20 protein-coding genes are annotated in these 24,706 nt (G+C 63.9%); 5 read left to right on the forward strand and 15 right to left on the reverse strand.

Translation table 11 applies throughout. The features are described 5' to 3' along the window. Nucleotides 1–68 precede the first annotated feature (68 nt). On the forward strand, nt 69–428 hold the full coding sequence (locus tag KUF59_RS34375; RefSeq protein ID WP_258767660.1) for a hypothetical protein: 360 nt from the start codon (nt 69–71) through the stop codon (nt 426–428). A gap of 141 nt (nt 429–569) precedes the next feature. Here KUF59_RS34375 and KUF59_RS34380 read toward each other — a convergent pair whose 3' ends face one another. From KUF59_RS34380 to KUF59_RS34410, 7 genes are all read right to left on the reverse strand, one after another. Continuing rightward, a complete protein-coding gene (locus KUF59_RS34380) occupies nt 570–2,675 on the reverse strand; it encodes a 3-hydroxyacyl-CoA dehydrogenase NAD-binding domain-containing protein (RefSeq protein ID WP_258767661.1) in 2,106 nt (701 codons plus the stop codon). Between the two features lie 2 nt (nt 2,676–2,677). Further along, nucleotides 2,678–3,961 carry an acetyl-CoA C-acetyltransferase gene (locus tag KUF59_RS34385; protein WP_258767662.1) on the reverse strand — a complete coding sequence of 428 codons (1,284 nt, stop codon included), beginning with the start codon at nt 3,959–3,961 and terminating at the stop codon, nt 2,678–2,680. Beyond that, nucleotides 3,961–6,228 carry an acyl-CoA dehydrogenase gene (locus KUF59_RS34390; protein ID WP_258767663.1) on the reverse strand — a complete coding sequence of 756 codons (2,268 nt, stop codon included), beginning with the start codon at nt 6,226–6,228 and terminating at the stop codon, nt 3,961–3,963. Before KUF59_RS34390 ends, KUF59_RS34385 begins: the two co-directional genes overlap by 1 nt. A gap of 308 nt (nt 6,229–6,536) precedes the next feature. Continuing rightward, complete coding sequence (locus tag KUF59_RS34395) at nt 6,537–7,160, reverse strand: flavin reductase family protein (RefSeq protein WP_212461795.1); 624 nt, start codon at nt 7,158–7,160, stop codon at nt 6,537–6,539. 248 nt (nt 7,161–7,408) lie between these two features. Further along, nucleotides 7,409–8,008 (reverse strand): TetR/AcrR family transcriptional regulator, encoded by a 600-nt coding sequence (locus KUF59_RS34400; protein WP_258767664.1) that lies wholly within the window; start codon nt 8,006–8,008, stop codon nt 7,409–7,411. Between the two features lie 31 nt (nt 8,009–8,039). Further along, nucleotides 8,040–11,180, reverse strand: a complete 3,141-nt coding sequence (locus KUF59_RS34405; RefSeq protein ID WP_258767665.1) for an efflux RND transporter permease subunit — start codon at nt 11,178–11,180, stop codon at nt 8,040–8,042. Nucleotides 11,181–11,441: 261 nt separating this feature from the next. After that, complete coding sequence (locus KUF59_RS34410) at nt 11,442–12,548, reverse strand: efflux RND transporter periplasmic adaptor subunit (protein WP_258767666.1); 1,107 nt, start codon at nt 12,546–12,548, stop codon at nt 11,442–11,444. A gap of 158 nt (nt 12,549–12,706) precedes the next feature. Here KUF59_RS34410 and KUF59_RS34415 point away from each other — a divergent pair, with 158 nt between their 5' ends. Continuing rightward, the gene (locus tag KUF59_RS34415; protein ID WP_212461799.1) at nt 12,707–13,126 is read left to right on the forward strand and encodes a ribosomal maturation YjgA family protein; all 420 of its coding nucleotides are present in this window, start codon (nt 12,707–12,709) and stop codon (nt 13,124–13,126) included. 80 nt (nt 13,127–13,206) lie between these two features. Here KUF59_RS34415 and KUF59_RS34420 read toward each other — a convergent pair whose 3' ends face one another. The 4 genes from KUF59_RS34420 to KUF59_RS34435 all read right to left on the reverse strand — a co-directional run bounded on the left by KUF59_RS34420 (nt 13,207) and on the right by KUF59_RS34435 (nt 16,755). Next, complete coding sequence (locus tag KUF59_RS34420) at nt 13,207–14,373, reverse strand: winged helix-turn-helix domain-containing protein (protein ID WP_258767667.1); 1,167 nt, start codon at nt 14,371–14,373, stop codon at nt 13,207–13,209. A gap of 97 nt (nt 14,374–14,470) precedes the next feature. After that, entirely contained in the window at nt 14,471–14,719 is a 249-nt protein-coding gene (locus tag KUF59_RS34425; protein ID WP_212461801.1) for a hypothetical protein, read from the reverse strand. Nucleotides 14,720–14,837: 118 nt separating this feature from the next. Next, complete coding sequence (locus KUF59_RS34430) at nt 14,838–15,083, reverse strand: hypothetical protein (RefSeq protein ID WP_212461802.1); 246 nt, start codon at nt 15,081–15,083, stop codon at nt 14,838–14,840. A gap of 259 nt (nt 15,084–15,342) precedes the next feature. Further along, nucleotides 15,343–16,755: a caspase family protein gene (locus tag KUF59_RS34435; RefSeq protein WP_258767668.1), complete on the reverse strand. Its 1,413-nt coding sequence runs from the start codon at nt 16,753–16,755 to the stop codon at nt 15,343–15,345. A gap of 526 nt (nt 16,756–17,281) precedes the next feature. On the opposite strand from KUF59_RS34435, the gene KUF59_RS34440 reads away from it, so the two are divergent. Beyond that, nucleotides 17,282–17,923 carry an OmpA family protein gene (locus KUF59_RS34440; protein WP_212461805.1) on the forward strand — a complete coding sequence of 214 codons (642 nt, stop codon included), beginning with the start codon at nt 17,282–17,284 and terminating at the stop codon, nt 17,921–17,923. A 147-nt stretch (nt 17,924–18,070) separates the two neighbouring features. Here KUF59_RS34440 and KUF59_RS34445 read toward each other — a convergent pair whose 3' ends face one another. Next, nucleotides 18,071–20,002: a hybrid sensor histidine kinase/response regulator gene (locus KUF59_RS34445; RefSeq protein WP_258767669.1), complete on the reverse strand. Its 1,932-nt coding sequence runs from the start codon at nt 20,000–20,002 to the stop codon at nt 18,071–18,073. A gap of 123 nt (nt 20,003–20,125) precedes the next feature. Next, nucleotides 20,126–21,373, reverse strand: a complete 1,248-nt coding sequence (locus KUF59_RS34450; RefSeq protein WP_408918049.1) for a phospholipid carrier-dependent glycosyltransferase — start codon at nt 21,371–21,373, stop codon at nt 20,126–20,128. 233 nt (nt 21,374–21,606) lie between these two features. Here KUF59_RS34450 and KUF59_RS34455 point away from each other — a divergent pair, with 233 nt between their 5' ends. Continuing rightward, the gene (locus tag KUF59_RS34455) at nt 21,607–22,311 is read left to right on the forward strand and encodes a FecR family protein (protein ID WP_212461808.1); all 705 of its coding nucleotides are present in this window, start codon (nt 21,607–21,609) and stop codon (nt 22,309–22,311) included. Between the two features lie 2 nt (nt 22,312–22,313). Then, a complete protein-coding gene (locus tag KUF59_RS34460) occupies nt 22,314–23,435 on the forward strand; it encodes a hypothetical protein (protein WP_258767671.1) in 1,122 nt (373 codons plus the stop codon). 118 nt (nt 23,436–23,553) lie between these two features. Here KUF59_RS34460 and KUF59_RS34465 read toward each other — a convergent pair whose 3' ends face one another. Both KUF59_RS34465 and KUF59_RS34470 read right to left on the reverse strand, forming a co-directional pair. Further along, the gene (locus tag KUF59_RS34465; protein ID WP_258767672.1) at nt 23,554–23,982 is read right to left on the reverse strand and encodes a VOC family protein; all 429 of its coding nucleotides are present in this window, start codon (nt 23,980–23,982) and stop codon (nt 23,554–23,556) included. Between the two features lie 118 nt (nt 23,983–24,100). Next, the gene (locus tag KUF59_RS34470; protein ID WP_212461811.1) at nt 24,101–24,613 is read right to left on the reverse strand and encodes a cupin domain-containing protein; all 513 of its coding nucleotides are present in this window, start codon (nt 24,611–24,613) and stop codon (nt 24,101–24,103) included. Nucleotides 24,614–24,706: the final 93 nt, after the last annotated feature.

A 24,706-nucleotide genomic window follows, 5' to 3' on the forward strand; every position in this document is an offset into this window, starting at 1 on the left:
GCTACTCATTGTGCATACCGAGGCGGCTGCCGCTCTGCAACCGCTCCGCTCATCGAGCGGCGGCCGTCATGACGCCGGTCTCGCGAAGTCAATGTGCAGGCACCGCCGTTGCAGCCGCTCCTTGCCGCATGGTAGGTGTTCAGCGCATCACACAAGTGGTGGTTGATTCTCCAGGGGGTAGGAAAATGAGGATTGCGACCGGTTCTGTTTTGCTTGCTGCATTGAGCGTATTTGCCTTGTCCGCTTCGCCGGCCATGGCAAGCAAGGCCAGCGATCGTGCAAAATGTCTCGCTGAAGCCGGAACGACAGAAGCCATATTCTCCGCACGGAAAGCGACCTACGCACAAGGCGCCATCTACAAGAGCTGCATGACGAGGCTCGGCCACGACGTCACCGTCAGGCGCGGCGACGGCTCGAAACTTTATTGAAGCACACCTATAGCGCGATGGCTTTAGGTTGAATCGTCATCGCGCTTTAGGTTTTTGTTTGAGCATGATCTTTTCGGAAAACCGCTGCACACTTTTCCGGATCATGCTCTAGGAAGCCTCGCAACGCGGGGCTTCATCTCGTCAGGGGGAGCCTTGCTTGAAGGTCTCCCAGCCCTCATCGGGCGCAAAGCGCCCGCCGAACTTGTCGGCCAGCTTGCGCAGGGTCGCGACGATGTCCTCCACCCCGCGCGTGCGCGCATAGTTGAGGGGGCCGCCGCGGAACGGCGCATATCCGGTGCCAAAAATCATGGCGCCGTCGACGCCATCAGGCTCGTCGACGATGCCTTCGCGCAAGGCGGCCACGCAGACGTTTGACATCGGCAGGATCAGGCGGTCGATCATCTCGTCGGAGACTTTTGGGCCGGTCTCCGGCAGCGGTGCCTTCTCGGCCTTGCCGTCCTTCCAGGTGTAGAAGCCCTTGCCGGTCTTGCGGCCGAGCTCGCCCCTGGCGACCTTGTCACGCAGCCATGCGGGCGTGGGCGGCAAGAGATCGCCGAACTTCGCGCGCAGCATGTCGCCGACGTCGAGACAGATGTCGAGGCCGACCTGGTCGGCGAGCTCGATCGGCCCCATCGGCATGCCGAACTCTTCGGCTGCCGCATCGATCAGGCGCTGGTCGGTCTTCTCGTCCAGCATCACCATGGCTTCCAGCATGTAGGGCGTCAGCGCGCGGTTGACGAGGAAACCAGGCGAGCTCTTCACCGGCAGCGGCAGGCGATCGATCGCGCCGACGAAGGCGAGCGCCTCCTTCAGAACGCCTGCGTCGCTGCCATCATGGCTGATGACCTCGACGAGCTGGAGCCGCGATACCGGATTGAAGAAGTGCAGGCCGACGAGACGCGCGGGGTTGATCAGTTTGGTGCGCAGATCCTCAAGCGGAATGCTCGACGTGTTGGTCGCAAGGATCGCGCCCGGCTTCATCTTCGGCTCGATGCCGGCATAGACCTTCTGCTTCAGCTCGAGCTTTTCCGGCACCGCCTCGATGATGAGGTCGGCGTTGCGCACGCCCTCGCCGTCCATATCGGGGATCAAGCGATCGAGCGCGTCGCGCACCTCGGTCGACTTGCGGATGATCTTTCCATAGAGCTCGGCGGCGCGCTTCACCGCGCCGGCGATCGGCTCCGCCTTCATGTCGGCGAGCGAAACGCGAAGCCCCTGCCCTGCACACCAGCCTGCGATGTCGCCGCCCATGGCGCCGGCGCCGATGACGTGGACATGCCTAACCGTGTTGCCGCTGCCCGCCGTCTTCTTCATCTGCTCGCGCAGGAAGAAGACGCGGATCAGGTTTTGCGCCGTCGGCGTCACCATCAGATTGGCGAACGAGGACTGCTCGGCCCTCAGCATCGCCGTCTTGTCGCCGCCATGCTTCTCCCAGAGATCGATGAGCGCATAGGGCGCGGGATAATGATCGCGCCGTGCAGCCTTGGCCGTCTCGCTGCGCATGCGCTTGGCGAGCAAGCTGCGCGCGAACGTGAAATTGAGGACGGTGTTGAGCATGCCGGGCTTGGCGCGCTTGAGCCGGCCGAACACCGCGTCCTTCACGGCGCTCCGGACGTGACGCTCCTGAGTCACGGCATCGACGAGGCCGAGCGACTTTGCGCGGCGGGCATCGATGGTGCGGCCCGTCAGCATCAAGGTCATCGCCTGCGTCGGATTGACGAGCGCGGTGAAGCGTGCGGTGCCGCCGAGGCCGGGATGCAGGCCGAGCATCACCTCCGGGAAGCCGAAGCGCGCACCGTCGACTGCGATACGCGACTGGCAGGCGAGCGCGACCTCGAGCCCGCCGCCAAGGCAAAAGCCGTGGATCACCGCCACCGTCGGCAGCCGCAGCGCCTCCAGCCGGTCGATCACGGCATGGGCGCCGCGGATTCCTGCCTCCACCATCTGCGGATCGGTCGCGCCGCGGAACTCGTTGACATCAGCGCCGGCGATGAAGCCGGACTTTTTCGCCGAGCGGATCACGAGCCCGGCCGGGCGGTCCGCCTCGATTCCGGCCAGCACCTTGTCGAGCTCTTCGATCACCTCGGCCGAGAGCGTGTTGGCACTCGCGCCGTCGCGGTCGAACAGCAGCCAGGCGACGCCATCGGCATCGCGCGTCAGCTTGAAGTGGCGGTAGAGACCGGCTTCAGGCTTCGGCCCAAGCTCGAGCGCGCGGTCGCCGATCGCGTCCATGATCTTGGATTCCATGGTCACACCGCCTCAATCAGCATGGCGACGCCAAGCCCGCCGCCGATACATTCGGTCGCAACCCCGCGCCTCGTGCCGAGCCGCTTCATCGCATTGACGAGATGCAGCACGATGCGGTTGCCTGATGTGCCGACGGGATGACCAAGCGAGATCGCGCCGCCGTCGACATTGAGCTTGTCGCGGTCGATTTCGCCGGCGGCGCCGTCGAGCTTCAAGATCTCGCGACAGAATTTGTCGTCGTTCCAGGCCGCGAGGCAGCCGAGCACTTGCGTTGCAAAAGCCTCGTTCAATTCCCAGGTCTCGACGTCCTTGACGGTGAGATCGTTGCGCGTGAGCAGCGGCGTCGCCGACATCACGGGACCGAGCCCCATGATGCTGGGATCGAGCGCGGCCCAATGGCTGTCGACGATGACTGCCTTCGGCGTCAGATGATGCTTTGCCACGGCTGCGTCGGAGGCGAGGATCACCCAGGAGGCGCCGTCGGTGATCTGCGAGGAGTTGCCGGCGGTGACCTGTCCCCAGGGCCGCTCGAACACCGGCCGCAGCTTCGCGAGGGATTCAGCCGTGGAGTCCGGGCGCACGCCATCGTCATGATCGTAGAATTTGCCGTCGCGGGAGAACGCGGTCTCGACCTCGCCCTTGAGCCAGCCCTGCGCCTGCGCATTGGCGAGGCGGCGATGGCTCTCGGCTGCGTACGCATCAGACTGTGCGCGCGAAATGCCGAAGATATGGCCGACGACCTCGGCGGTCTGGCCCATGTTCAGCTCGGTGATGGGATCGGTGAGCCCGCGCTCCAGACCAATCACCGGCTTGAGGTAGCTCGGACGCACCTTGAGCGCCGCTGCGATCTTGGCGCCGATGCCTTTGGCGGTGGCAAGCCCCGCGAACCAGCGCACGCCGTTGTTCGGCCAGACCAGCGGCGCATGGCTCAGCGCCTCCGCGCCGCCGGCGAGGATCAGATCGGCATGGCCTTCCCTGATGTAGCGGTAGCCGGTGTCGATCGACTGCATGCCGGAGCCGCAATTGATCTGCACGGTGAAGGCGACCATGTCCTCGCCCATGCCGAGCCGGAGCGCGGCGATGCGCGCCGGGTTCATTTCGTCGGCGATGACGTTGACGCAGCCGAGGATGACCTGGTCGAAGGCATCAGGCGCAAACGGCTGCCGCGCCAGCAGCGGCCGGCCGCATTGCACGGCAAGATCGACCGGCGTGAACGGTCCCGGGCCGGAGCGCGCCTTCAAGAACGGCGTCCGGCTGCCGTCGACGATAAAGACAGGTCGTGCCATCAGCTCGCCGCCCTCTGTTCACCGAGTTCCTGGAAGAACTGATGCACGTCGGCGGATTTCTTGTAAATCGGCGACAGCGCGTCCGGCGCGAAATCGTCGACCTCGATCACCTTTGCGACAGCCTCGCGGGCGGCAGCGAGCTTTTCGCCTTCGGCCTGCGTGATCACGCCTCTGCCGACACCGTCCTTCCAGTCGTGGATGCGCGCGGCGCGCAGGCGCTTTGCGATCTCGTCGGTCTGCGCGACCAGCTTGAACGCATGCTCCAGCCGGGCAAAGCCGCCGCCGTCGTCGACATGGGCGAGATCCGGCGTCAGCCGCTCGCGCGCAGCCGACGGCTCCAGCACGAGCTCGGCAGTTTGGTGCACGACGCGGTCGGACGGGCCAAGCACACGGGCGCCGAACGGCTGGACGACGAGCTTCAGGATCACGGCGACGAAGCGGTTCGGCAGATTGGCAAGGATCTCGGCAAACCTGACCTCGATGGTTTTGAAGCCGTTCGCCATGCACCATTCGAGCGCGGCAAAGTCTTCCTTCTGCCGTCCCTCGTCGTGCCAGCGCTTCAACGCTGCGGAGAGCAGATAGAGCTCGGATAGGATGTCGCCAAAACGCGCCGACAGCATCTCCTTGCGCTTCAGCGCGCCGCCGAGCGTGAGCAGCGCCATGTCGGCGCAGAGCGCGAAGGCCGCTGAATAGCGCGAGAGCTGGCGATAGAATCTTGTCGCATCACCCGCATCCGGCGCCGGCGCGAACAGGCCAAAAGTCCAGCTCCGAACGAAGGCGCGGCCAAGCGTTTTGAAACTGTGGCCGACATGCTTCCAGAACGCGGCGTCGAAGGCGATCAGCCCGCGCTCGCGATCGGTATCGGCGAGCGCGTTCATCTCCTCCAGCAGATAGGGATGCGCACGGATCGCGCCCTGCCCGAACACGATGAGATTGCGGGTCAGGATGTTGGCGCCTTCGACCGTGATGCCGACCGGGACGGCGCGATAGAGATTGCCCATGTAGTTCTGCGGGCCGTCGATCACGGCCTTGCCGCCATGGATGTCCATAGCGTCGTCGACGGCAACGCGCATCCGCTCAGTCGCGTGCAATTTCATGATGCCGGAGATGACGGCGGGATGAACGCCGGCATTGAGCGCGGCGCAGGTCAGCCGCCGCGCCGCATCGAGCTGATAGGCGGTTGCGGTGATGCGCGCGAGCGGCTCCTCGACGCCCTCGAATTTGGAGATGGAGATGCCGAACTGCTCGCGGATGCGGGCATAGGCGCCGGTGGTGCGCGCCGCATAGGCCGCGCCCGCGGCCGACAGCGACGGCAGCGAGATGCCGCGGCCGGCGGCGAGCGCCGTCATCAGCATCTTCCAGCCCTGCCCGAGCCGTTCCTTGCCGCCGATGATGTAGTCGAGCGGGATGAAGACGTCGCGGCCCCAATTCGGGCCGTTCTGGAACACCTGCATCGCCGGCAGATGGCGATGACCGATCTCGACACCCGGAAGGTTTGTCGGGATCAGCGCCACGGTGATGCCGAGCTCTTCCTGGGTGCCCACGAGATGATCGGGGTCATAGGCCTTGAAGGCAAGGCCGAGCAACGTGGAGACCGGGCCGAGCGTGATGTAGCGCTTGTGCCAGTTGAGCCTGAGGCCAAGCACCTCGCGGCCCTCGAAATTGCCCTTGCAGATGATGCCGGTGTCGATCATCGACGCGGCATCCGAACCCGCCTCCGGACTGGTCAGGCCAAAACAGGGAATGTCACGGCCATCGGCGAGGCGCGGCAGCCAGCGCTCCTGCTGCTCTTTGGTGCCGAAGCGCAGCAGCAATTCGCCGGGCCCGAGCGAGTTCGGCACCATCACGGTGACGGCGGCCGCGATCGAGCGGGTCGAGATTTTCCGCACCACTTCCGAATGCGCATAGGGCGAGAAGCCAAGGCCGCCGAATTCTTTCGGGATGATCATGCCGAAGAATTTTTCGCGCTTGATGAAGGCCCAGACCTCCTGCGGCAGGTCGCGCCATTCCCAAAAAATCTTCCACTCGTCGAGCATCGCGCAGAGCTCGTCGACAGGGCCGTTGAGGAAGGCCTTTTCCTCGCCGCTCAGCGTCGCGGGCGCAATCGCCAGAAGTTTTGACCAGTCGGGGTTGCCGGTGAAGAGGTCGGCGTCCCACCAGACGTCGCCGGCTTCCAGCGCCTCGCGTTCGGTGTCGGACATCGCGGGCAAGGCGCCGCGGGCGAGAGCGAAGATCGGCTTGGTGATGGTGTCGCGGCGGAAGCTCATGGCGGTGACCTCATGAAACGGCGGCGCGGATCGCCCTCATTTTAGCGGAAACTGGCTGCGAGAAGTGAAGACTTCGCTGGCAAAAAACAGCGAATTTGACGCGGCCGGGCGGCCCCCCGCTGAGGATAACGGCGGGGGTGTGGGCGCAGTTCCGGCGGCACCGTCATTCCACATTGCGCAAGTGCGCAATGGGGGCGCGCCAGAATGGCGCGAGCCCGGAATCCATTTCACCGCAGATATTGCGGCCCAATGGATTCCGGGCTCACGCTTCGCGTGCCCCGGAATGACAGGAAGGAGAGGCTTGGGGACTAATCCGGCCGGACCATCGAGAACATGTTCTCGGGCTTGATCTCAAAGTAGTCGCCCTGGCGGCCGGCGCGGACGATGGGGCGGGCGGCGGCGGTCTGGTAGACGCCGTCCTTGATCATGGCCTTGTCGATGTGCACGGCGACGACCTCGCCGAGCGTCAGCCAGGCATCGGCTTCCTTGCCGCTGGCGCTCTTGAGGCGGACGATGTCCGAGACCTTGCATTCGAAGGCCACCGGGCTCTCGGCCACGCGCGGCACGTTGACGAGCTTGCTCGGGATCGCGGTCACGCCGGCGAGCTTGAATTCGTCGACCTCGGGGGCGACGTGGGCGGCGGTCGCGTTCATCTGCTTCGCCAGGTCCATGGTGACGAGATTCCAGACGAATTCGCCGGTCGCCTTGATGTTGCCGACCGTGTCCTTCCAGTTGGTGGAGGAGAAGCCGATGATCGGCGGGGTGTAGCAGAAGGCGTTGAAGAAGCTGTAGGGCGCGAGGTTGACGTGGCCGTTGGGATCGCGGGACGAGATCCAGCCGATCGGCCGCGGCGCGATGATGGCGTTGAAGGGATCGTGCTTGAGGCCGTGGCCCTTGGCCGGCTCGTAATAGTGCAGGTCTCTCTCGGTCACGCTGGTCTTCCCCTGATCGTCATTGCGAGCGCAGCGAAGCAATCCAGACTGTTCCCGCGGTGGGATTCTGGATTGCTTCGCTGCGCTCGCAATGACGGAGTGTGTTGATCCGTCTTGCCGCCACAACTCTCGTCATTCCGGGGCGGTCCTTTAGGACCGAACCCGGAATCTCGAGATTCCGGGTTCGGTCCTAAAGGACCGCCCCGGAATGACGGCGGAGCTGCTTATAGGAAAAATTCCGCAGCCCGTCAGTGGCGCGGCGACAGACCCGCAATGACGAAATCGATCATCTGATCGATGGTCGGGCCCGGCTTGGTCGCGCACTGGGCGATCATCTGCGGGTGGAAGAAGCGGAGCATGGCCGTACACGTGCAAAGTGCGGCCAATGGCAGGTCGGGCGCCTCGAACTCGCCTGACGCCACGCCCTGGGCGATCACCTCACCGATGATCGAGGCGATGCACTCGATATGGACCACGCAGACGTCCCAGTCCTCCTGCATCGCGATCTCGACCATCTCGTGCAGCTTGGAATCACCGACATAGCGCTCGGTGTTCATGCGGTTGACGGTGGTGAGCAGACTGCGGAAGCGTTCGCGCGCCGGGCCGGGCTGCGCCACGATCCGGCGTGCCTCGAGCTCGACCTCGCCCATCAAGTCCCGCGCCACGGCCTGGTGGATCGCCTTCTTCGATTCGAAGAAGCGATACACATTGGCCGGGCTCATCCGGAGCTCTTTGGCGATGTCGCCGACGGTCGTCTTCTGATAGCCGATCTGCCGGAACAGCCGCTCGGCCACCTCGAGGATGCGCTCCCGGGTGTCGCTTTCGATATGTTCCGAAATCAATGCCATCTGTCAGGACTCGTCAGTCGTCACTCTTCATTTATTCAGCGGCCTCAGCAAGCGGAAATGCAGTTTCGGCATCGCTCCCATGCTGCGGTGCAGCGGCCGGCTGCTCGGGCGTGCCCGCCTCGTCCAGGCTCTTGCGGAACCACAGGGCGTAGAGGCCCGGCAGATACAGCAGCGTCAGGAAGGTGGCAACGAACAGGCCGCCCATGATGGTGATCGCCATTGGGCCCCAGAAGGCCGAGCGCGACAGCGGGATCATGGCGAGGATCGCGGCGAGCGCGGTCAACACCACCGGACGCGCGCGGCGCACGGTCGCTTCCACGATCGCTTCGCCGCGGGTCAGGCCATGGGAGACGTCGGTCTCGATCTGGTCGACCAGGATGACCGCGTTGCGCATGATCATGCCGGCGAGCGCGATCAGGCCGAGCAGCGCCACGAAGCCGAACGGCTGGTTGGCGACATTGAGCCCGAGCGAGGCACCGACGATGCCGAGCGGCGCGGTCAAAAACACCAGGATCAGGCGCGAGAAGCTCTGCAGCTGGATCATCAGCAGCGTCAGCATCACCATGACCATCAGCGGGAAGAGCACGAAGATCGAGGCGTTGCCCTTGGCGGACTCCTCGAACGCGCCGCCCGGCTCGATGCGGTAGGCCGGCTCGAGGTAGTCCTTGATCTGCTGCAGCTTCGGCGTGATCTGGCTGGTGACGTCGGGCGCCTGCACGCCGTCGACGACGTCGGAGCGCACGGTGATCGCCATGTCGCGGTTACGCCGCCACAGGATCGGTTCTTCGTGGGCGTATTCGATCTTGGCCACCTGTTGCAGCGGCACCGCGACGCCGTTGCGCGAGGTGATGGTGAGATCGCCGACACTGCCGAGGTCGAGACGCTCGGACGGGATCGCGCGGGCAACCACGCCGACCTTCTCGATACCGTCGCGCACGGTCGTGACCTGCGCGCCGGAGATCAGCATCGCCAGCGCCTGCGAGACGTCCTGCGGGGTCAGGCCCATGGCACGGGCGCGATCCTGGTCGACGACGAGCTTGAGGTAGGGCGACTGCTCGTTCCAGTCGAGCTGCACGTCCTTGACGTTCTTGTTCTGCCGCATGACGTCGCGAACCTGGTAGGCGATCTCGCGCACCTTGTTGGCATCGGGACCGATGACGCGGAACTGCACGGGGAAGCCGACCGGCGGACCGAAGTTGAAGCGGTCGACGCGCACGCGCGCTTCGCTCAGCATGCCGTCAGCCACGGCAGTCTCGATCTTGGCCTTGATGCGCTCGCGCGCCTCGACGCCCTTGGCGACGATGACGATCTCGGCGAAAGCCTCGTTCGGGAGCTGCGGATTGAGGCCGAGCCAGAAGCGCGGCGACCCCTGGCCGACATAGGAGGTATAGGTCGCGATGTCCCTGTCGTCCTTCAGCAGCGTCTCGGCCTTCTTCACCGACTTCTCGGTGACATTGAAGGCGGTGCCCTCGGGCAGGCGAAGCTGGAAGAACAGCTCGGGACGCTCGGAGAGCGGGAAGAACTGCTGCTGGACATGGCCGAAGCCGACGATCGAGGCAATGAAGATGCCGACGGTCGCCGCCACCACCGTGATGCGGTGGTTGACGCACCACTGCACGATGGCGCGCAGGCCGCGATACATGCGGGTCTCATAGACCGCATGCGGATCGTGGTGGGCATGCCCCTTCATGTCGGGCAGCAGCTTGACGCCGATATAGGGCGTGAAGATCACCGCCACGAACCAGGAGGCGACCAGCGAGATCGCGACGATCCAGAAGATGCCGCCGGCATATTCGCCGACCGCCGAATTGGCAAAGCCGATGGGGAGGAAGCCAGCGGCCGTGACCAGCGTTCCCGTGAGCATCGGAAACGCAGTTGATTCCCAGGCAAACGAGGCCGCGCGGACGCGATCCCAGCCCTGCTCCATCTTCACCACCATCATCTCGACCGCGATGATGGCGTCGTCGACGAGCAGGCCGAGCGCGATGATCAGCGCTCCCAGCGTAATGCGATGCAGGTCGAGCGACATCGTGTTCATGACGATGAAGACGATGCCGAGCACCAGCGGCACCGACAGCGCGACCACGATGCCGGTGCGCCAGCCGAGTGCGAGGAAGGAGACGAACAGCACGATCGCGAGCGCCTCGACGAAGGAGTGCACGAACTCGCCGACGGCGTGCTCGACCACCTTGGGCTGGTCGGCGATCAGATTGACCTCGATGCCCTGCGGCACGGCCTTCATGAACTCGGCGGTTGCCTTCTCGACCTCCTTGCCGAGCTCGAGAATGTTGGCGCCCTTGGCGGTGACGACGCCGATGCCGATCGCGGGCTTGCCTTCCTGGCGCACGACGAAGCTCGGCGGATCGACATAGCCGTGGGTGACGGTGGCGATATCGCCGAGGCGGAACACGCGGCCATTGCTCTCGACCGGGGTTTCCGCGACCGCCTTGACGCCGTCGAGCGCACCGGTGACGCGCAAGGGCACGCGCTGCGAGGAGGTCTCGACCGTGCCTGCGGGGGTCACATTGTTCTGCTTGGCGAGCGAATCGAACAACGCTTGCGGCGTGATGCCGAGGGTGGCGAGCTTGGCGTGGGAGAATTCGACGAAGATGCGCTCGTCCTGGTTGCCGTAGACGTCGACCTTGGTCACGCCGGGCACCTTCAGCAGGCGCTGGCGGAATCCCTCCGAGGTCTTCTTGAGCTGGGCATAATCGGCGCCGTCGCCGGTCATCATGTAGAGAATGGAATCGACGTCGGAGAACTCGTCATTGACCACCGGACCCAGAATCCCCTGCGGCAACTGGCCCTGCACGTCGGCGAGCTTCTTGCGCAGCAGATAGAAGAGATACGGCACGTCCTTGGCCGGCGTGTTGTCGCGGAACGTCACCTGCATCGCGGTGAAGGCGGGCTTGGAGTAGGTCTGCACCTTCTCGAAATAGGGCAGTTCCTGGAGCTTCTTCTCGATGGGGTCGGAGACCTGGGTCTGCATCTCCTGCGCGGTTGCGCCGGGCCAGATCACGGAGACGTTGACCACCTTCACCGTGAAGAACGGGTCTTCGGCGCGGCCGAGCTTCTCATAGGAGAAGAAACCGGCGACGCCGAGCATGACCATCAGGAACAGCACCAGCGTGGGGTGGCTGACCGCCCAGGCCGAAAGGTTGAAGCGCTTCATCGCACTCTCCGGGGATGACCCAATTGCCAAAACTCAGACGACCAGCCCTGACGTATCAGTCCTTGCGAGGAAGCGAAGCGATCCAGGGGGCTGGGCAGGTTCTGGATCGCTTCGCCGCTTCTGCCGCCGCATTTGCGCGGACAGCGGAAACTCACTCGCAGGAGTAACTCTTTTCCTTGTCGTTCCGGGATGGTCCGAAGGACCAGACCCGGAACCTCGAGATTCCGGGTTCGCGCTAACGCGCGTCCCGGAATGACCAAATTAAAAAGACAGAGACGAGACGACCCGCACCTTCTGGCTCGGATCGAGTTTCTGCACGCCGAGAGCGACGATCTTGGCGCCCTCCTCCACGCCGCCGGTGATGACGACGTCGTTGCTCTCGTAGGATTTCACCGTGACCGGCTTCAGCGTCACCGCGCCGTTGTCGTCGACGACATAGAAGGAGGGCTTGCCGCCTTCGTTGAACAGCGCCGACAGCGGCAGCCGTGCGACGCGCTCGGTTGCGGCGTCCGTCAGCGTCAGCGTCGCCGTCATGCCCAGCGCGACCTTGTCGTCGGCTTCGGGCAGCGAAAATTTTGCGAGATAGGTACGCGTCGCGGGATCGGCGGTCGGCGCGATCTCGCGCAGCCTTGCGACGTACTTCTTGTTCGGTTCCGACCAAAGAGTGACGCTGGCGGCGCCCGACTTGGCGCGTCCGACCAGCGTCTCAGGGACCGCGACGACCGCTTCCTTCTCGGCAAAGCGGGCGACACGGATCGAAGCCTGGCCTGCGGCAACCACCTGGCCGGGCTCGATCTGCGTTGCGGTGACGACGCCACGGGCGTCGGCAACGAGCGTCGCGTAGGAAAGGGAATTCTTGGTCAGCTCGACCGAGCGCTCGGCCCGGTTCAACCGCGCACGCGCCTCATCGGCTGCGGCACGGCTCGAATCCATCTGGGCGTCGGTGGTCCAGCCCTTGGCGCGCAGATCCTTGGCGCGCTGCTCGGCGGCGGCGGCCTGCGCCAGCACGCCGGTCGCGGCGGTCTGCTCGGCCACGGCCTGCTCGGCCTGCAGTTTCAGGTCGACCTCATCCAAGGTCGCAAGCGCCTGCCCGACCTCGACGGTCTGGCCGACCTCAACCAGGCGCTTGGCCACCTTGCCGGCGACGCGAAAGCCAAGGTCGCTCTCGATCCGGGGCCGAATCGTGCCGACGAAGCTGCGTTCCGGCGTTTCGGCCTCGAAATGGGCGGTGGCGACCAGAACCGGCCGCGGCGGCTCGGCTTTCTGGGCGACGGTATCATTGCACCCAGCCAGCGCAACGGCCATCAGGGCCAGCGAGGCACCTGCCAAGAGCCTAGAATAGCTCGACAAAATCGACCGGACGAACATTGGAGGACACTCCCTGCGGCTGCGTGCTGTGGAATGTCGAGTAATCACTGATAAAAGTCAATAATCGTCAGTCATCAGAAAAACGTGAGCGTTAATGTATAGTGGAGGGAATTGACGGGGGTTCCCGCTTATGAGGGTGAGGCACGGGGGAGCGAGCAATGGGCAGGGCAGGCCAATCGATAGCGCCGTTACGGAGCTCGCTGGTGCGCGCCGCCCTGGCCGCCGTCGTGATCGCCTGCGGCCTGTCCTTGCGCTGGTATGGCTTCCCGCTCGGACTCCCCGCCTTCGTCGTGAAATATGGTGGCTCACTGTTGTGGGCGACGATGGTCTTCCTGCTCGTCGGCGTGCTGCTGCCGCGCCTGACGCGGATGCAGATTGCCATGGCTGCGATGGCGATCGCGATCGTGGTCGAGCTTTCTCGCCTCGTGCATGCACCGTGGCTCGACGCGTTCAGGCTCACCACGGCGGGCGCCTTGTTGCTCGGAAGGATCTTCTCGCTGTGGAATATCGCAGCTTACGCGATCGGCATTTTAGTCGGAGTTTGGATCGACCGTCTCGCCGCGATGCGTCGTGCGTAGGGTGGGTTACGCCGCGCGGATTGCGCATCGCGCAGCCACGAGGCTAACCCACCCTACGAGTCCTCGCAGCCTCGAACCGCTCAATCCGCCAATTGAAACCGTTCGAAACGATCGAGCTCCTCCTCGATCACGCGCTTCAATTCCTTGCGCGCCGCGGTCTTCCTGCCCTGCCCGACCCAATTCCATTTCTGCATCAAGAGCTTCTTGTTCTGCCGGTCGGCCTTGAGATCGAGCGCGGCGACAACCTCGTCGCCGACCAGCACGGGAAGAGCGAAATAGCCGAGCTTGCGCTTTGCCTTCGGCACATAGGCCTCGAACAGATGCTCATAGTCGAAGAACAGATGCGTGCGCTTGCGCTGGATGATGAGCGGGTCGAACGGCGAGAGGATGTGTACGAGATCGGACGGCACGCCCTCGCCGCTCGCCTCGAGTGCGGCGGGCTCGGCCCAATGCTCCTGCTTGCCGCTACCCTCGAGCGCGACGGGCACCAGCGCGCCGCGGCGGATGCGGCTTGCGATGGCGCGACGCACGGCCGGCTTGCTCGGCGCGTCGAGATGGCAGATCGAATCCAGACTGATCACACCCTGCGCCCGCAGCGCGCGATCGAGCAGATAGTTTGCGATCTCGGTGCCTGAGGCCGGTTTCGGCGGCTTGTCCCAGCCGAAATGGCGCGTCATCAGCTCATAGGTCTTGAGCATGCCCTGGCGGGCACTGATCGTCACGACGCCGGTGTAGAAGGCAAGCTGCAGCGCCCGCTTCGAGGGCTTTCGGCTCTGCCACAAATGCTCCTTCTCGGTGAGCACGTCGTCCTCGATGTCGCGGATCGTGAGCGGACCGGCGCGAACCAGCCGCATCACCTTGCGCGTGTCGGCCGGCGTCACCGATGCGTACCATTTGTGTCCGTCCCGCCGGTGCTCGCGCATCGCCGGCAGGAAGAAACGAAAGTCCCTTGAAGGCACGTAGGACAGCGCATGGGTCCAGTATTCGAACACGCTTCTGTCGGCGCTCTGGGCCTGCTGCAGGTCGGCGCGACGATAGGCGGGAATACGGCTGAACAGAATATGGTGATGGCAGCGCTCGATCACGTTGATGGTGTCGATCTGCACATAGCCGAGATGGGCAACGGCATCGGCGACCGCCTGCGGCCCCTCCCCGAACGGCGCGCGCGTATCCAGCCGCTGCGCACGCAGCCAGATCTGCCGGCCTTGGGTCTTGGTGAGCGGGAGAGGTTTTGGCGCGCGGGACATTGCAAGACGCAATGTAGCGGGATTCGCGCGAGGAGAGGCCAAAGAAAAAGCCGCGCTGCCAGTTGCTGACAGCGCGGCCGGGTCGTGCGAGCGGCGACTATTTCGACGCCATCGCCTTCTGCGCCTTCATGTAGTGCATGCAGGCGCCGCGCATGTTGCCCTTGCTCATATCGGTGTTGGCCATGGACATCTCCTTGTTCATGGCCATCTTGGCCGGCGTATCCGCCGTGGTGGTCATCATGGCGGCGGATTTCACCATGTTGTCCTTGGTGCACGCCATCATCGCGGCGGATGCAGGCGACAGGGTGAACGCGACAAAGGCTGCGGCGGTCAGCAAAAACTTCATCGGAAACGTCTCCTCCGTAAAACGAAACCGGCGTCATGCCGGCATTCGCAACTACGCATTCTCCGCCCGGAATGTTTCGTGGAGAGGATATTTTCTTTGCTGCGGTGCGAAGTTTGCGTCAGCGCCCCGTCTTTGGCGCCTTGACCCTGTCACCGACGCTGCCCGTGGCCATGTCGCCCTCGCAGGATGCCTTGCCGCGCTCCGCAGCCTGGCAGCGATAGACGCTGCCGGTCAGCCGATCGACCAGCCACATATTCTCTTCGGTCGGGCCTTCGACGCCGACATAGCGGTTGGCGACGCCTGTGATCAGCGTCGACAGCAGGATCGCAATCGCAATCATGGCTGCGCCGATATAGACGGGCATTGAACTCTGGGAAGCTGTCCGATCCGGCAGGCCACCACGATTGAACTGATACTCACTCGGCCTTGGCACTGGATGAAACCCGGCTCCCTCTCTGCGTTACGTTTCCTGTCAGGCCAATTTTGCTAGGCGCGCTTCTGGCCGATTTGTTGTTCGCACGCTGGCCTTCAGGCGACGGCTTTGCGACAAACGGTTAGCAAAGGTTTCTGAGGCGAATAAGGCGGCTCATGCCGAGGACCGCCTCTGCTTCGCCCTTCGCTTCTCAGCGGCGGCCGAACAATCCACCCATCATGCCACCGAGCAGGCCGCCGGGACCGCCCATCCCGCCACCGCCACCGCCGCCGCTACCATAGTAGCGCCGACCACTGCCACCCGAGGACCGGCGGCGCGCTGGCTCATCGTCCGCCGAGTCGGAGGAGGCGGTGCGGGCAGAGACGATCTCGGACAGCAGCGCCTTGTGCTGGAGCTTGTTGAGGTAGCCGGTGGCGGGATAGCCGCGTGCGGCCTGCCAGCGCCTGATCACGGAACGGGTCTCGTCGTCGAACTTGCCGGTCGCCTTGACGTCGAAGCCAAGCCCGGTGAGGCGGCGCTGCACGTCGCGGCGCAGGCCCTTGTCGAGACCGATCTGGTCTTCGGACACTTGATTGGCTTCGTCAGTGAAGGTCGCCGGATCGATCCCGGTCGAAAGGTTGCGGGTGGCGGTGGACGGACCATCCTGCAACACCGCAATGCGGGCCAGTGCGATCGATTTGAACGTGCCGTTCGGATAGCTGGTGAGATAGGCGTTGAGCTCTTCCACCTTGTTGGAATCCTTGATCGAGCGCCAGAACTCCAACTCGACGTCGGAACTCTGCTTGGTCGCAGCCGACGCCGACGGGTTCGAGGTCTCGGCCGTGGCCGGCACTCCAACCGGATTGAGATAGACGTTGCCGGTGAGGTTGGTATGGCCCCAGGGCAATTGCCCCTTGCTGGTCTCGTCACTGACCTGGGCGCGGACCTTGGTCATCGCCTGCTGGATCTCGACGCCGGGCTGGGCAATGTTGGCGACCAGCGCGCGGGTGAACGGGCTGTTGGTGCCAGCTTCGCCGTCGAGTGCGGTCTGGCCGGGGCCGGTCGCAAAGGCAATCAGCGTGCCCTCGCCCGACTTCATCTCGGCAAGGCCGGTCTGCACGCTGACGGTGCGCGTGGCCTTGGCCGAGCGGATCTTTGCCGCGAACGGGTTGTCACGGCAGGCATCCAGGAACACCAGCTTGACCTTCGCATCCGCCATGGTCTGATCGAGCGTGACGTCGACATTGATCGCCGCACCCAGCTTGACGTCCATCTCGGATTTCAAATCGGCGTCGATCGGCAACAGGTAGTTGATGCCATTCACGGCAATGCCGTGGCCGGCATAGAAGAACACGGCGACATCGGCGCCTTCGCTCTTCTTGCCGAATTCCAGGAGCTTTGCCGTCATGGCGTCGCGGGTGAGATTGGCACCTTCGACCACCTCGAAGCCGACATTGCGCAGCACCCTGGCCATCGATTTGGAATCGATCGCGGGGTTGGGAAGCTGCGGGACATTCTTGTAAGCGGCGTTGCCGACCACGAAGGCGACGCGCTTGTCGGCAGAAGCTGCGTTCGCGCTGACCAGAAATGCTGCGACTGAAATTGCTGCGATCAAGAAGCGCATGATCATTCTCCCCTGATCAAACTTCCTCGCTGCCCTCGGATCCGATCCGATGGATGCAATTTGACCCAGTCCACGAAAATGCGATGTGATCTGGATCACTCGGGGATTTCTGCTGCTCGAACCAAGCTGGAAGACGCTGCGACGTCTGCTCTTCGGGCTGCATTGTGCAGCGGCAACAATCGGCTGGTGACGAGCAATGGCAGCGAGAATGTACCCGCCGGGGCGGCGAGTCCAGCGAGCATGATGCGGGCCGCAAGCATTGCTTCGAAAACGCGTAACAGAATCCGAGCCCTGCTCTCGGTGCTGAAAGTGACAGCCCCGCTTCCCGACCGGCGGAATGTTGCACTGGCGGCAGGCCAACTGCCGTTAACCGAACAGGCGCTTGGATCGTGACCGGCTTCGGCGCCAAAATGCGCTTGGAAATCGGACCATTTTTGAATGTGATCCGCATCACATCTGGCCATTTGAACCCGGCCTAGGCTCGCAGCATCAAATCGCCATCAGGCGTTACAGCGAGGATACGACAATGACCCATTTCGATAAGTTCTTTGGACTGAAGGCGATTACCTTGACGGCCGCACTCTCTCTCTCGGCGGGCCTGGCTTTGGCCGGCGACAACGTGACGTCGGGCCAGATCCTGGATGCGTTGAAGCCGAAGGCGCCGGTGACCCGCGGCCTGTCCGCAGGTCCGCAGGCCGATCCGGCGGTGCAGGCCAAGGAATCCACTTTCCTCAACACCGTGCGCAACCGCCCGACGCGCTCGCTGTCGACCGGAGAGCGTGAACAGATCGCCGAACTTGCCGCCAGCAAGCCGAAAATCGATCTGGAGATCCAGTTCGACTACAACTCGGCCGACATCGCCAAGACCTCGGTGCCGTCGGTGCAGGCGCTCGGCAAGGCGCTCTCCGATCCGGCGCTCAAGGGCTCGACCTTCGTGGTCGCAGGTCACACCGATGCGATCGGCGGCGAAGAGTACAATCAGGGGCTCTCCGAGCGGCGCGCCGACACCATCAAGAAGTACCTGGTCCAGAACTACGGCCTCAACGGCACCGACCTCGTGACCGTCGGCTATGGCAAGACCAAGCTGAAGGACACCGCCAATGGCGCCGACCCGATCAATCGTCGCGTCCAGGTCGTGAACATGGACACCAAGACGGCATCGAAATAGCCGTCGCATTCAATCCGCCTGGTGCAAGAGCGCCGGGCGGATGCTCACGAGAGAGCCCCGTTCCGATGGGATCGGAGCGGGGCTCTCAATTCTTTTTTTGACGCGTTTTTCTGACGCGAACCGGTTTCCACTTCGCTCGAAAACGCTCTAGCCAGGCGCCTGCGTCGAGAGCGCCTTGCGCAACAGCCTTGCGAGCTCCGCCTTGCGATAGGGCTTTTCCAGGATCAGGGCTCCCTCCTGGACATGACCGTTTGCCGCCAGGGTTTCGACGGCATAGCCGGACGTCAGCAGCACGCGCAGTCCCGGCCTCCTCTTGCGCGCGATATCTGCAAGCTCCCAGCCATTGACGCCTCCAGGCATCACGATGTCCGTAAACAAGAGATCGACCTGAGACGTCGATGCCAGCTTCTGCAAGGCCTCCTTGCCATCGACCGCCGCGATGACCTTGTATCCCAGCGCCCCCAGGCTCATGACCGCATAGGAACGGACGAAAGGATCATCTTCCACGATCAGCACCGTTTCGGAGCCGCTCGGAGCCACCTGCGCTTCAGCCGGTCGCGCGAGGTCCCGCGTCTTCGCCACCACCGCCGGCAGATAGATCCTCACCGTCGTTCCAAGACGCGGCTCGCTGTAAATCGTGACGTGACCGTTGGACTGCTTGGCGAAGCCGTAGACCATGCTCAGCCCGAGTCCAGAGCCCTTGCCGACCTCCTTGGTGGTGAAGAAGGGCTCGAATGCGCGTTCCAGCACGCGCTTGGGCATGCCCACCCCATTGTCGGTCACTGCGATCACGACATATTCGCCCGGCCTGACGTCCGGATGCCCGTTGTGATCGCCGGCGTCGAGCGATGCATTCGCCGTGTTGATGCTGAGCCGACCGCCGAACGCCATGGCATCCTGGGCATTGAGGGCGAGGTTGAGAATCGCCGCTTCAAGCTGGACCGGATCGGCGAAGGCCCGCCGCAGCGCGGGATCGAGATGCGTGGTAATCTCGATGTCTTCGCGCAATGTCCGCCGCAGCAGCTTGTGTATCGAATCCAGAAGATGGTTGCATTCGGTCTCGACCGGCCGCAGCAGCTGCTTGCGACTGAAGGCGAGCAGACGCTGAGTCAACTCGGCGCCCCGTTCACCCGCACTGCAGATGTCCTCGGCGAGCCGCTTCAGATCCGCGCGCGGGGCGAGCTGCTCGCTGAGGTGCTCCGCATTGCCGACGATGACCGTGAGAAGATTGTTGAAATCGTGGGCGATGCCGCCGGAGAGCTGTCCGACGGCCTCCATCTTCTGGGCCTGGATGAGTTGCGCCTCGGTGCGCTTGCGTTCGCTGAGGTCGTGGATCATGCCCACGAAGATCGACGCGCCGTCCTGCTTGGCCTCGCCGACCGACAGGTCCATGGGGAACGTGGTACCGTCCTTGCGCTGACCGACCACCTCTCGGCCGATACCGATGATCTTCTTCTCGTCGGTTTCCAGGAAGTTGCGGACGTAGCCGTCGTGCCCGGACCGGTAGGGCTCCGGCATCAGGATGCGGACGTTTTGACCAACGACCTCTTCGGCCCGGTACTGAAATAGCCTCTCGCAGGCCGGATTGAACTTCTGGATGATGCCGCTGGAATCGATCAGGATCACGCCGTCGACGGCGGTGTCGATCACCGCGCGCAGCCGGGCCGCACTTTCACGCAGCACCCGCTCGACCCGCTCGCGCTCCGTGAGATCGTGAACGATTCCGACGAAGATCGAGCGTCCATCGGCCTGCCTCGTTTCACCGACCGAAAGATGCATGAGGAAGGTCGAGCCGTCCTTGCGCTGGCCGAGTACCTCGCGCCCGATCCCGATGATCTTGCGATCCCCGGTCGCGTGATAGTTCTGGAGGTAGCCATCATGTGCGTCGCGATAGGCCGTCGGCATCAACTGCTTGACGTTCTGGCCGATGATTTCCGCGGCGGAAAAGCCAAACAGCGTTTCGCAGGCCGGATTGAACATCAGAATGCGGCCGTCCGCATCGATCAGGATGACCCCGTCGACGGCGGTGTCGACCACGGCGCGGAGCCAGTCAGCGTTCAAATTGGCAGGTTCTCGCAATGCAAAATCTCCGCCGCCGGGCACCGCAACAAATTCCGGCAGCGAGCGTCAGTCCACACACATCGATTGATTCCAGCAAGCAAAACTAGAGCTTTTTCAGGACATATGCCCAATAGCGTGCATTCAGATCCAGCTCTGAAGAATCATCAGCCGGTTGAAATTCTGCATCGAGGTGCCGACGAAGGCGGCCGAGATCGGCAGCATGATCGCAAAGCCGATCGCCGCGATGCCGACGTAAGCCCACAACAGCCACGCTGGAAGCTTGCCTCGCCGCAAGACATAGACCAGCGCGAGTGACGCGGCGGTCGCGGCCGGCAGATAATAATAGATGAAGCCGAGCGTGCGCGGCAGCAGCGCCCAGGCAAGATAAGGCCCGAGATAAAACGCCAGGATCAGGAACGCATCCCAGCGCCGCGCAACGATCACGTCGCGCGCGACGACGGCGAGCGCGACGAGCGCCGGCCACAGCACCAGCGGATTGCCGAGAAAGACGATCGCGGCGATGCGATCCTCTGCCGTCTTGTCGAACAGGAACCACACCGGACGCAAGAGCCAGGGCCAGGACGGCCACGAGCTCTGATAGGTGTGGCCAGCAATCGCCGTCGTCGTGTTGTCGGCAAAGATCCGCCGCTGCGCCTCGATCAGTTCGACCGGCGACAGCCCATGGAGCGGAACGAAGGTCGCGAGATAGGTGAGCGCCGGCAAGGCCACGAAGCAGAGCGCAAAATGCTGCACCCTGAAATCGGGCCAGAGATCGGGACGGTACCAGTCGACCGGCTTGGCGTCGACGAACGCCGCACGCCAGGATTGCAGCAACCGCACCGCCGCGACGATCGCGATGCAGGTGGCAAGCGGAAATAGCCCGCTCCATTTGCACGCCGCGGCAAGTCCGAACAGGCCGCCCGCGAGCGCGAACAACAGATGCGGCTTCTGCTTGCGAAAACCGTGCATGAAGGCCGCGGTGGCGAGCAGGCCGAAGGCCAGTGCAAAGATATCGAGCATCGCGATCCGCGACTGCACGAATACCATCTGATTGCAAAACGCGATCAGCGCCGCCGCGATCGCGGTTCCTTGCGCGGAGAACAGCGCGAGACCGCAGAGATAGACCGCCACGATCGCAAGCGCGCCGAACAGCGTCGCGGGATAGCGCCAGCCCAGCGCATTGTCGCCGAACGTCGCGATCGACGCTGCGATCAGCTCCTTGGCGAGCGGCGGATGCATCGGATTGAGCATGGGATTCGGCAGCACCGGCTCCAGCATCTGCCGCGCTGCTGGCACATAGTGCACCTCGTCGAAGACGAACTTCTCCGGCGTGGTGACGCCGATCAGCAGCACGAGATGCGCGATCAGGAATATCGCGACAGCAAACACTGCGCTCCGCGACAGGTCAGGACCAGAAGCCAATTCACGCGAGATTTGTGGGGATATTTTGCGTGGCAAATTAGCGTCACCGCGGATAAAAAATTCTTGGCGTTCTGCATTGAACGCATTCTGCCGCAACTGTCACTAAGCATAACGCTCGTGCGGCGATGCTTGTGATAATTTTACAACATCGCAATCGCGTGTAATCCGGTACGATACGGGACACATCGATCGGTTATGAAATGAATCTGCGCCTCTCCGTCTTTCTCCCTGCATCGTTATTCGCTGTCGTCTGCGCGACGCCGCTCGCGCAGGCGCAAACGCGCGTCGGCGAAGCCGTGGTCGTCCAGAACGAAGTCGTGCGCGTTGCCGCCAGCACCACGCAGATCAATGTCGGCGACAGCATGCTGCGCGACGAGACCGTACGCACCGGCGCCGACGGCGCAGCGCGCTTCGTCATGGCCGACAGCACCAATCTCTCGCTCGGGCCGAGCGCAACGCTGAAACTCGACCGCACCGTCTTCAACGACGAGCACAGCTATCGCGACGTCGCGATCCGCATGACATCAGGTGCATTCCGCTTCGTCACCGGGCATTCGGAGAAGGCCGCCTACAAGATCACGACGCCGCTCGCCACGATCGGCGTGCGCGGCACCACGCTCGACATCCTGGCGCAGCGCGGCCGCTCCGTCGTGGTGCTGCAGGACGGCGCCGCCACGGTCTGCACGCTCAGCTTCCAGTGCATCCAGCTCACCCAGCCCGGCGATACCGCCGTCATCACCTCGGCCGGCGGTAAGGTCACCATCACCAAGACCAGCACCCCGCCGTGGACGTTTGCCGCGACCTGCAGTGCGTCGCCGGGCCTGTGCTCGGTCAATCAATATGCCGACGCCTCGCCCACCGTCACGCCCGCCGTGCATGACGACGGCATGCTGTGCGGGCGCTGACCATGGCAAATCTCCGCCGTACCCTCCTCACCGTCACGCTGAGCGCGGTGACTATGCTGGCGCTGGTCGCGGCGGACATGCGTCCCGTGGCAGCGCAGTCGCCGTCACCAACGCCGACATCCACGCCGACGTCCACGCCGTCACCGACGCCGACGCCAACCCCGTCGCCGTCGCCGAGCCCGGCCCCCTCGCCGGCGCCGAACCCGAACCCTAATCCGGTGAACCCGACGGGGGCGGATTCCAGCGGCGGCTCGATCGGCGATCTCGCCAATCAGCGCTTCAACCAGATGATCACCAACCGCGTGCTCGGTAACGTCCTTCTCGGCGTCAACGAGCAGATCAATTGCAGCGACTGCATCAGCGCCTTCGGTTCGGCGGGCTCGTTCTCGGCCGGCGTCCATGGCCGCAAGGAGCTCACCAATAATCTGTCGCTGCTGGCCGGCATCGCCTACACGCACTACAACGAGGGCGGCTACAAGATAACCAGCGCGCCGATCGGCGCCTTTGCGCTGCGCTATGATTTCACCGACTGGGGGTCGTCACGACCGTTCTTCGACGTCGGCACCATCCTCACCCCCTGGGAGAAGGCGCGCTACACCCGCACCTACAACACGAGCCTCGGGCCGGTGAGCGTCACGAGCTCGACCAACGCCTCGAACTACGCGGTCTACGGCCGCGCCGGCTGGATGAGCCGGGTGTCGCCGCGCGACGAGGTCGCGGCCTCCGTCGAGTTCTGGCAGTTGTGGCAGCGCGTCTCCGGCTACACCGATGCGGCGACGGCGTTCAATCCGTTCGACGCCACGATTGCGACCGGTACCGACCGCACCAGCCTGGTCAAGATCGGCGGCCAGTGGACGCATCTCTACGGCAGCAATGTCGAGGCCAACATCAATGGCGGCTGGGTGCAGTCGTTCGGCACCCACACCGGCATCGTCGCGACCGTCACCGGCAACGGCACCGTGGTGCCGACCATCGGCAATCAGGGCTGGTTCGAGTATGGCGGTCGCCTCGGCTTCCGCGTGCAGAAGGGTTGGATCGTCGACCTCTTCGCCAACGGCACGCTCGGCCCGCAGCCCGTCGGCAACACCATTCATGGCGGCGTGGGGCTGCGGATCAACTACTAGAGCTGGCTCGATGCCGTAGGGTGGGCAAAGCGAAGCGTGCCCACCAACCAACAGCGCGATACGTGAAGGGTGGGCACGGCGCTCACGCGCCTTTGCCCACCCTACGATCTGGCTTCGATCAGGCGTTCGCCATTTCGGGTTGCGCAGGGACGGCCGCCATGTCCACCCACGTCACACCCCACATATGGCCGTCCGGGTCCTCGAAGCTGCGGCCGTACATGAAGTCGAATTCGTCCTTCGGGCTCGGATCGGCCGCACCGCCCGCGGCCTCGGCCTTGCCGACGATATCGTCGACCTCTTTGCGGCTGTCCGCGGACAGGCAGAGCAGCACCTGGCTCCCGGTCCTCGCGTCCACAATCGGCCGCGGCGTGAACTGGCGGAATTTGTCGTGGGTCGTCAGCATGGCGAAGATGGTCTCGGAAATGACCATGCAGCTCGTCGTGTCGTCGGAAAATTGCGGGTTCCTGGCCGCACCGATCGCCTCGTAAAAGGCGGTGGCGCGCTTGAGGTCAGTCACCGGCAGGCTGACGAAGATCATCTTGGGCATCGGAGGCTCCTTGGGCGGGTTCTGCCCAAGGACGGTCGGCCCGGCGACCACCCGACATTGCTTTCCGAATTATTTCGCGCAGGGTCCCGCGAGGTTCTGTCGCAGGCTTGCGCCAAACCTACTTCTTCTCGTTCGGATCCCGGTGCACGGGATCGATCCAGAGCACGGTCTCCGGCTTCTCGACCGGCTCGATGTCGAGATTGATCGCGACCGCCTCGCCGTCGCTGCGCACCAATACGCACTCCAGCACTTCATCGGGGCTGGCATTGATCTCCTGATGCGGCACGTAGGGCGGCACGAAGATGAAATCGCCGGGGCCGGCTTCCGCAGTGAATTGCAGGCTCTCGCCCCAGCGCATCCGCGCCTTGCCCTTCACGACGTAGATCACGCTTTCGAGATGGCCGTGATGATGCGCGCCGGTCTTCGCGTCCGGCCTGATATGCACCGTACCGGCCCACAATTTCTGCGCGCCGACACGCGCAAAGTTGATCGCGGCCGCGCGGTCCATGCCAGGCGTCGATGGCACGTTCGTGTCGAGCTGATTGCCGGGAATAACGCGCACGCCGTCATGCTTCCAGCGATCGTCGTGATCGTGGGCATGATCGGAATGCGTGTGGTCGTGGCCGCTCATGTGACTTGCTTTCTGTTGGTTCCTTGCGCGGCAAGCTAACCAATGCCGCCACGGCAAGCCACACTAAAATAGGAACTGTCGCAGCAGGGCAGC

This window comes from Bradyrhizobium arachidis (genome assembly GCF_024758505.1).
Lineage (GTDB): Bacteria > Pseudomonadota > Alphaproteobacteria > Rhizobiales > Xanthobacteraceae > Bradyrhizobium > Bradyrhizobium manausense_C.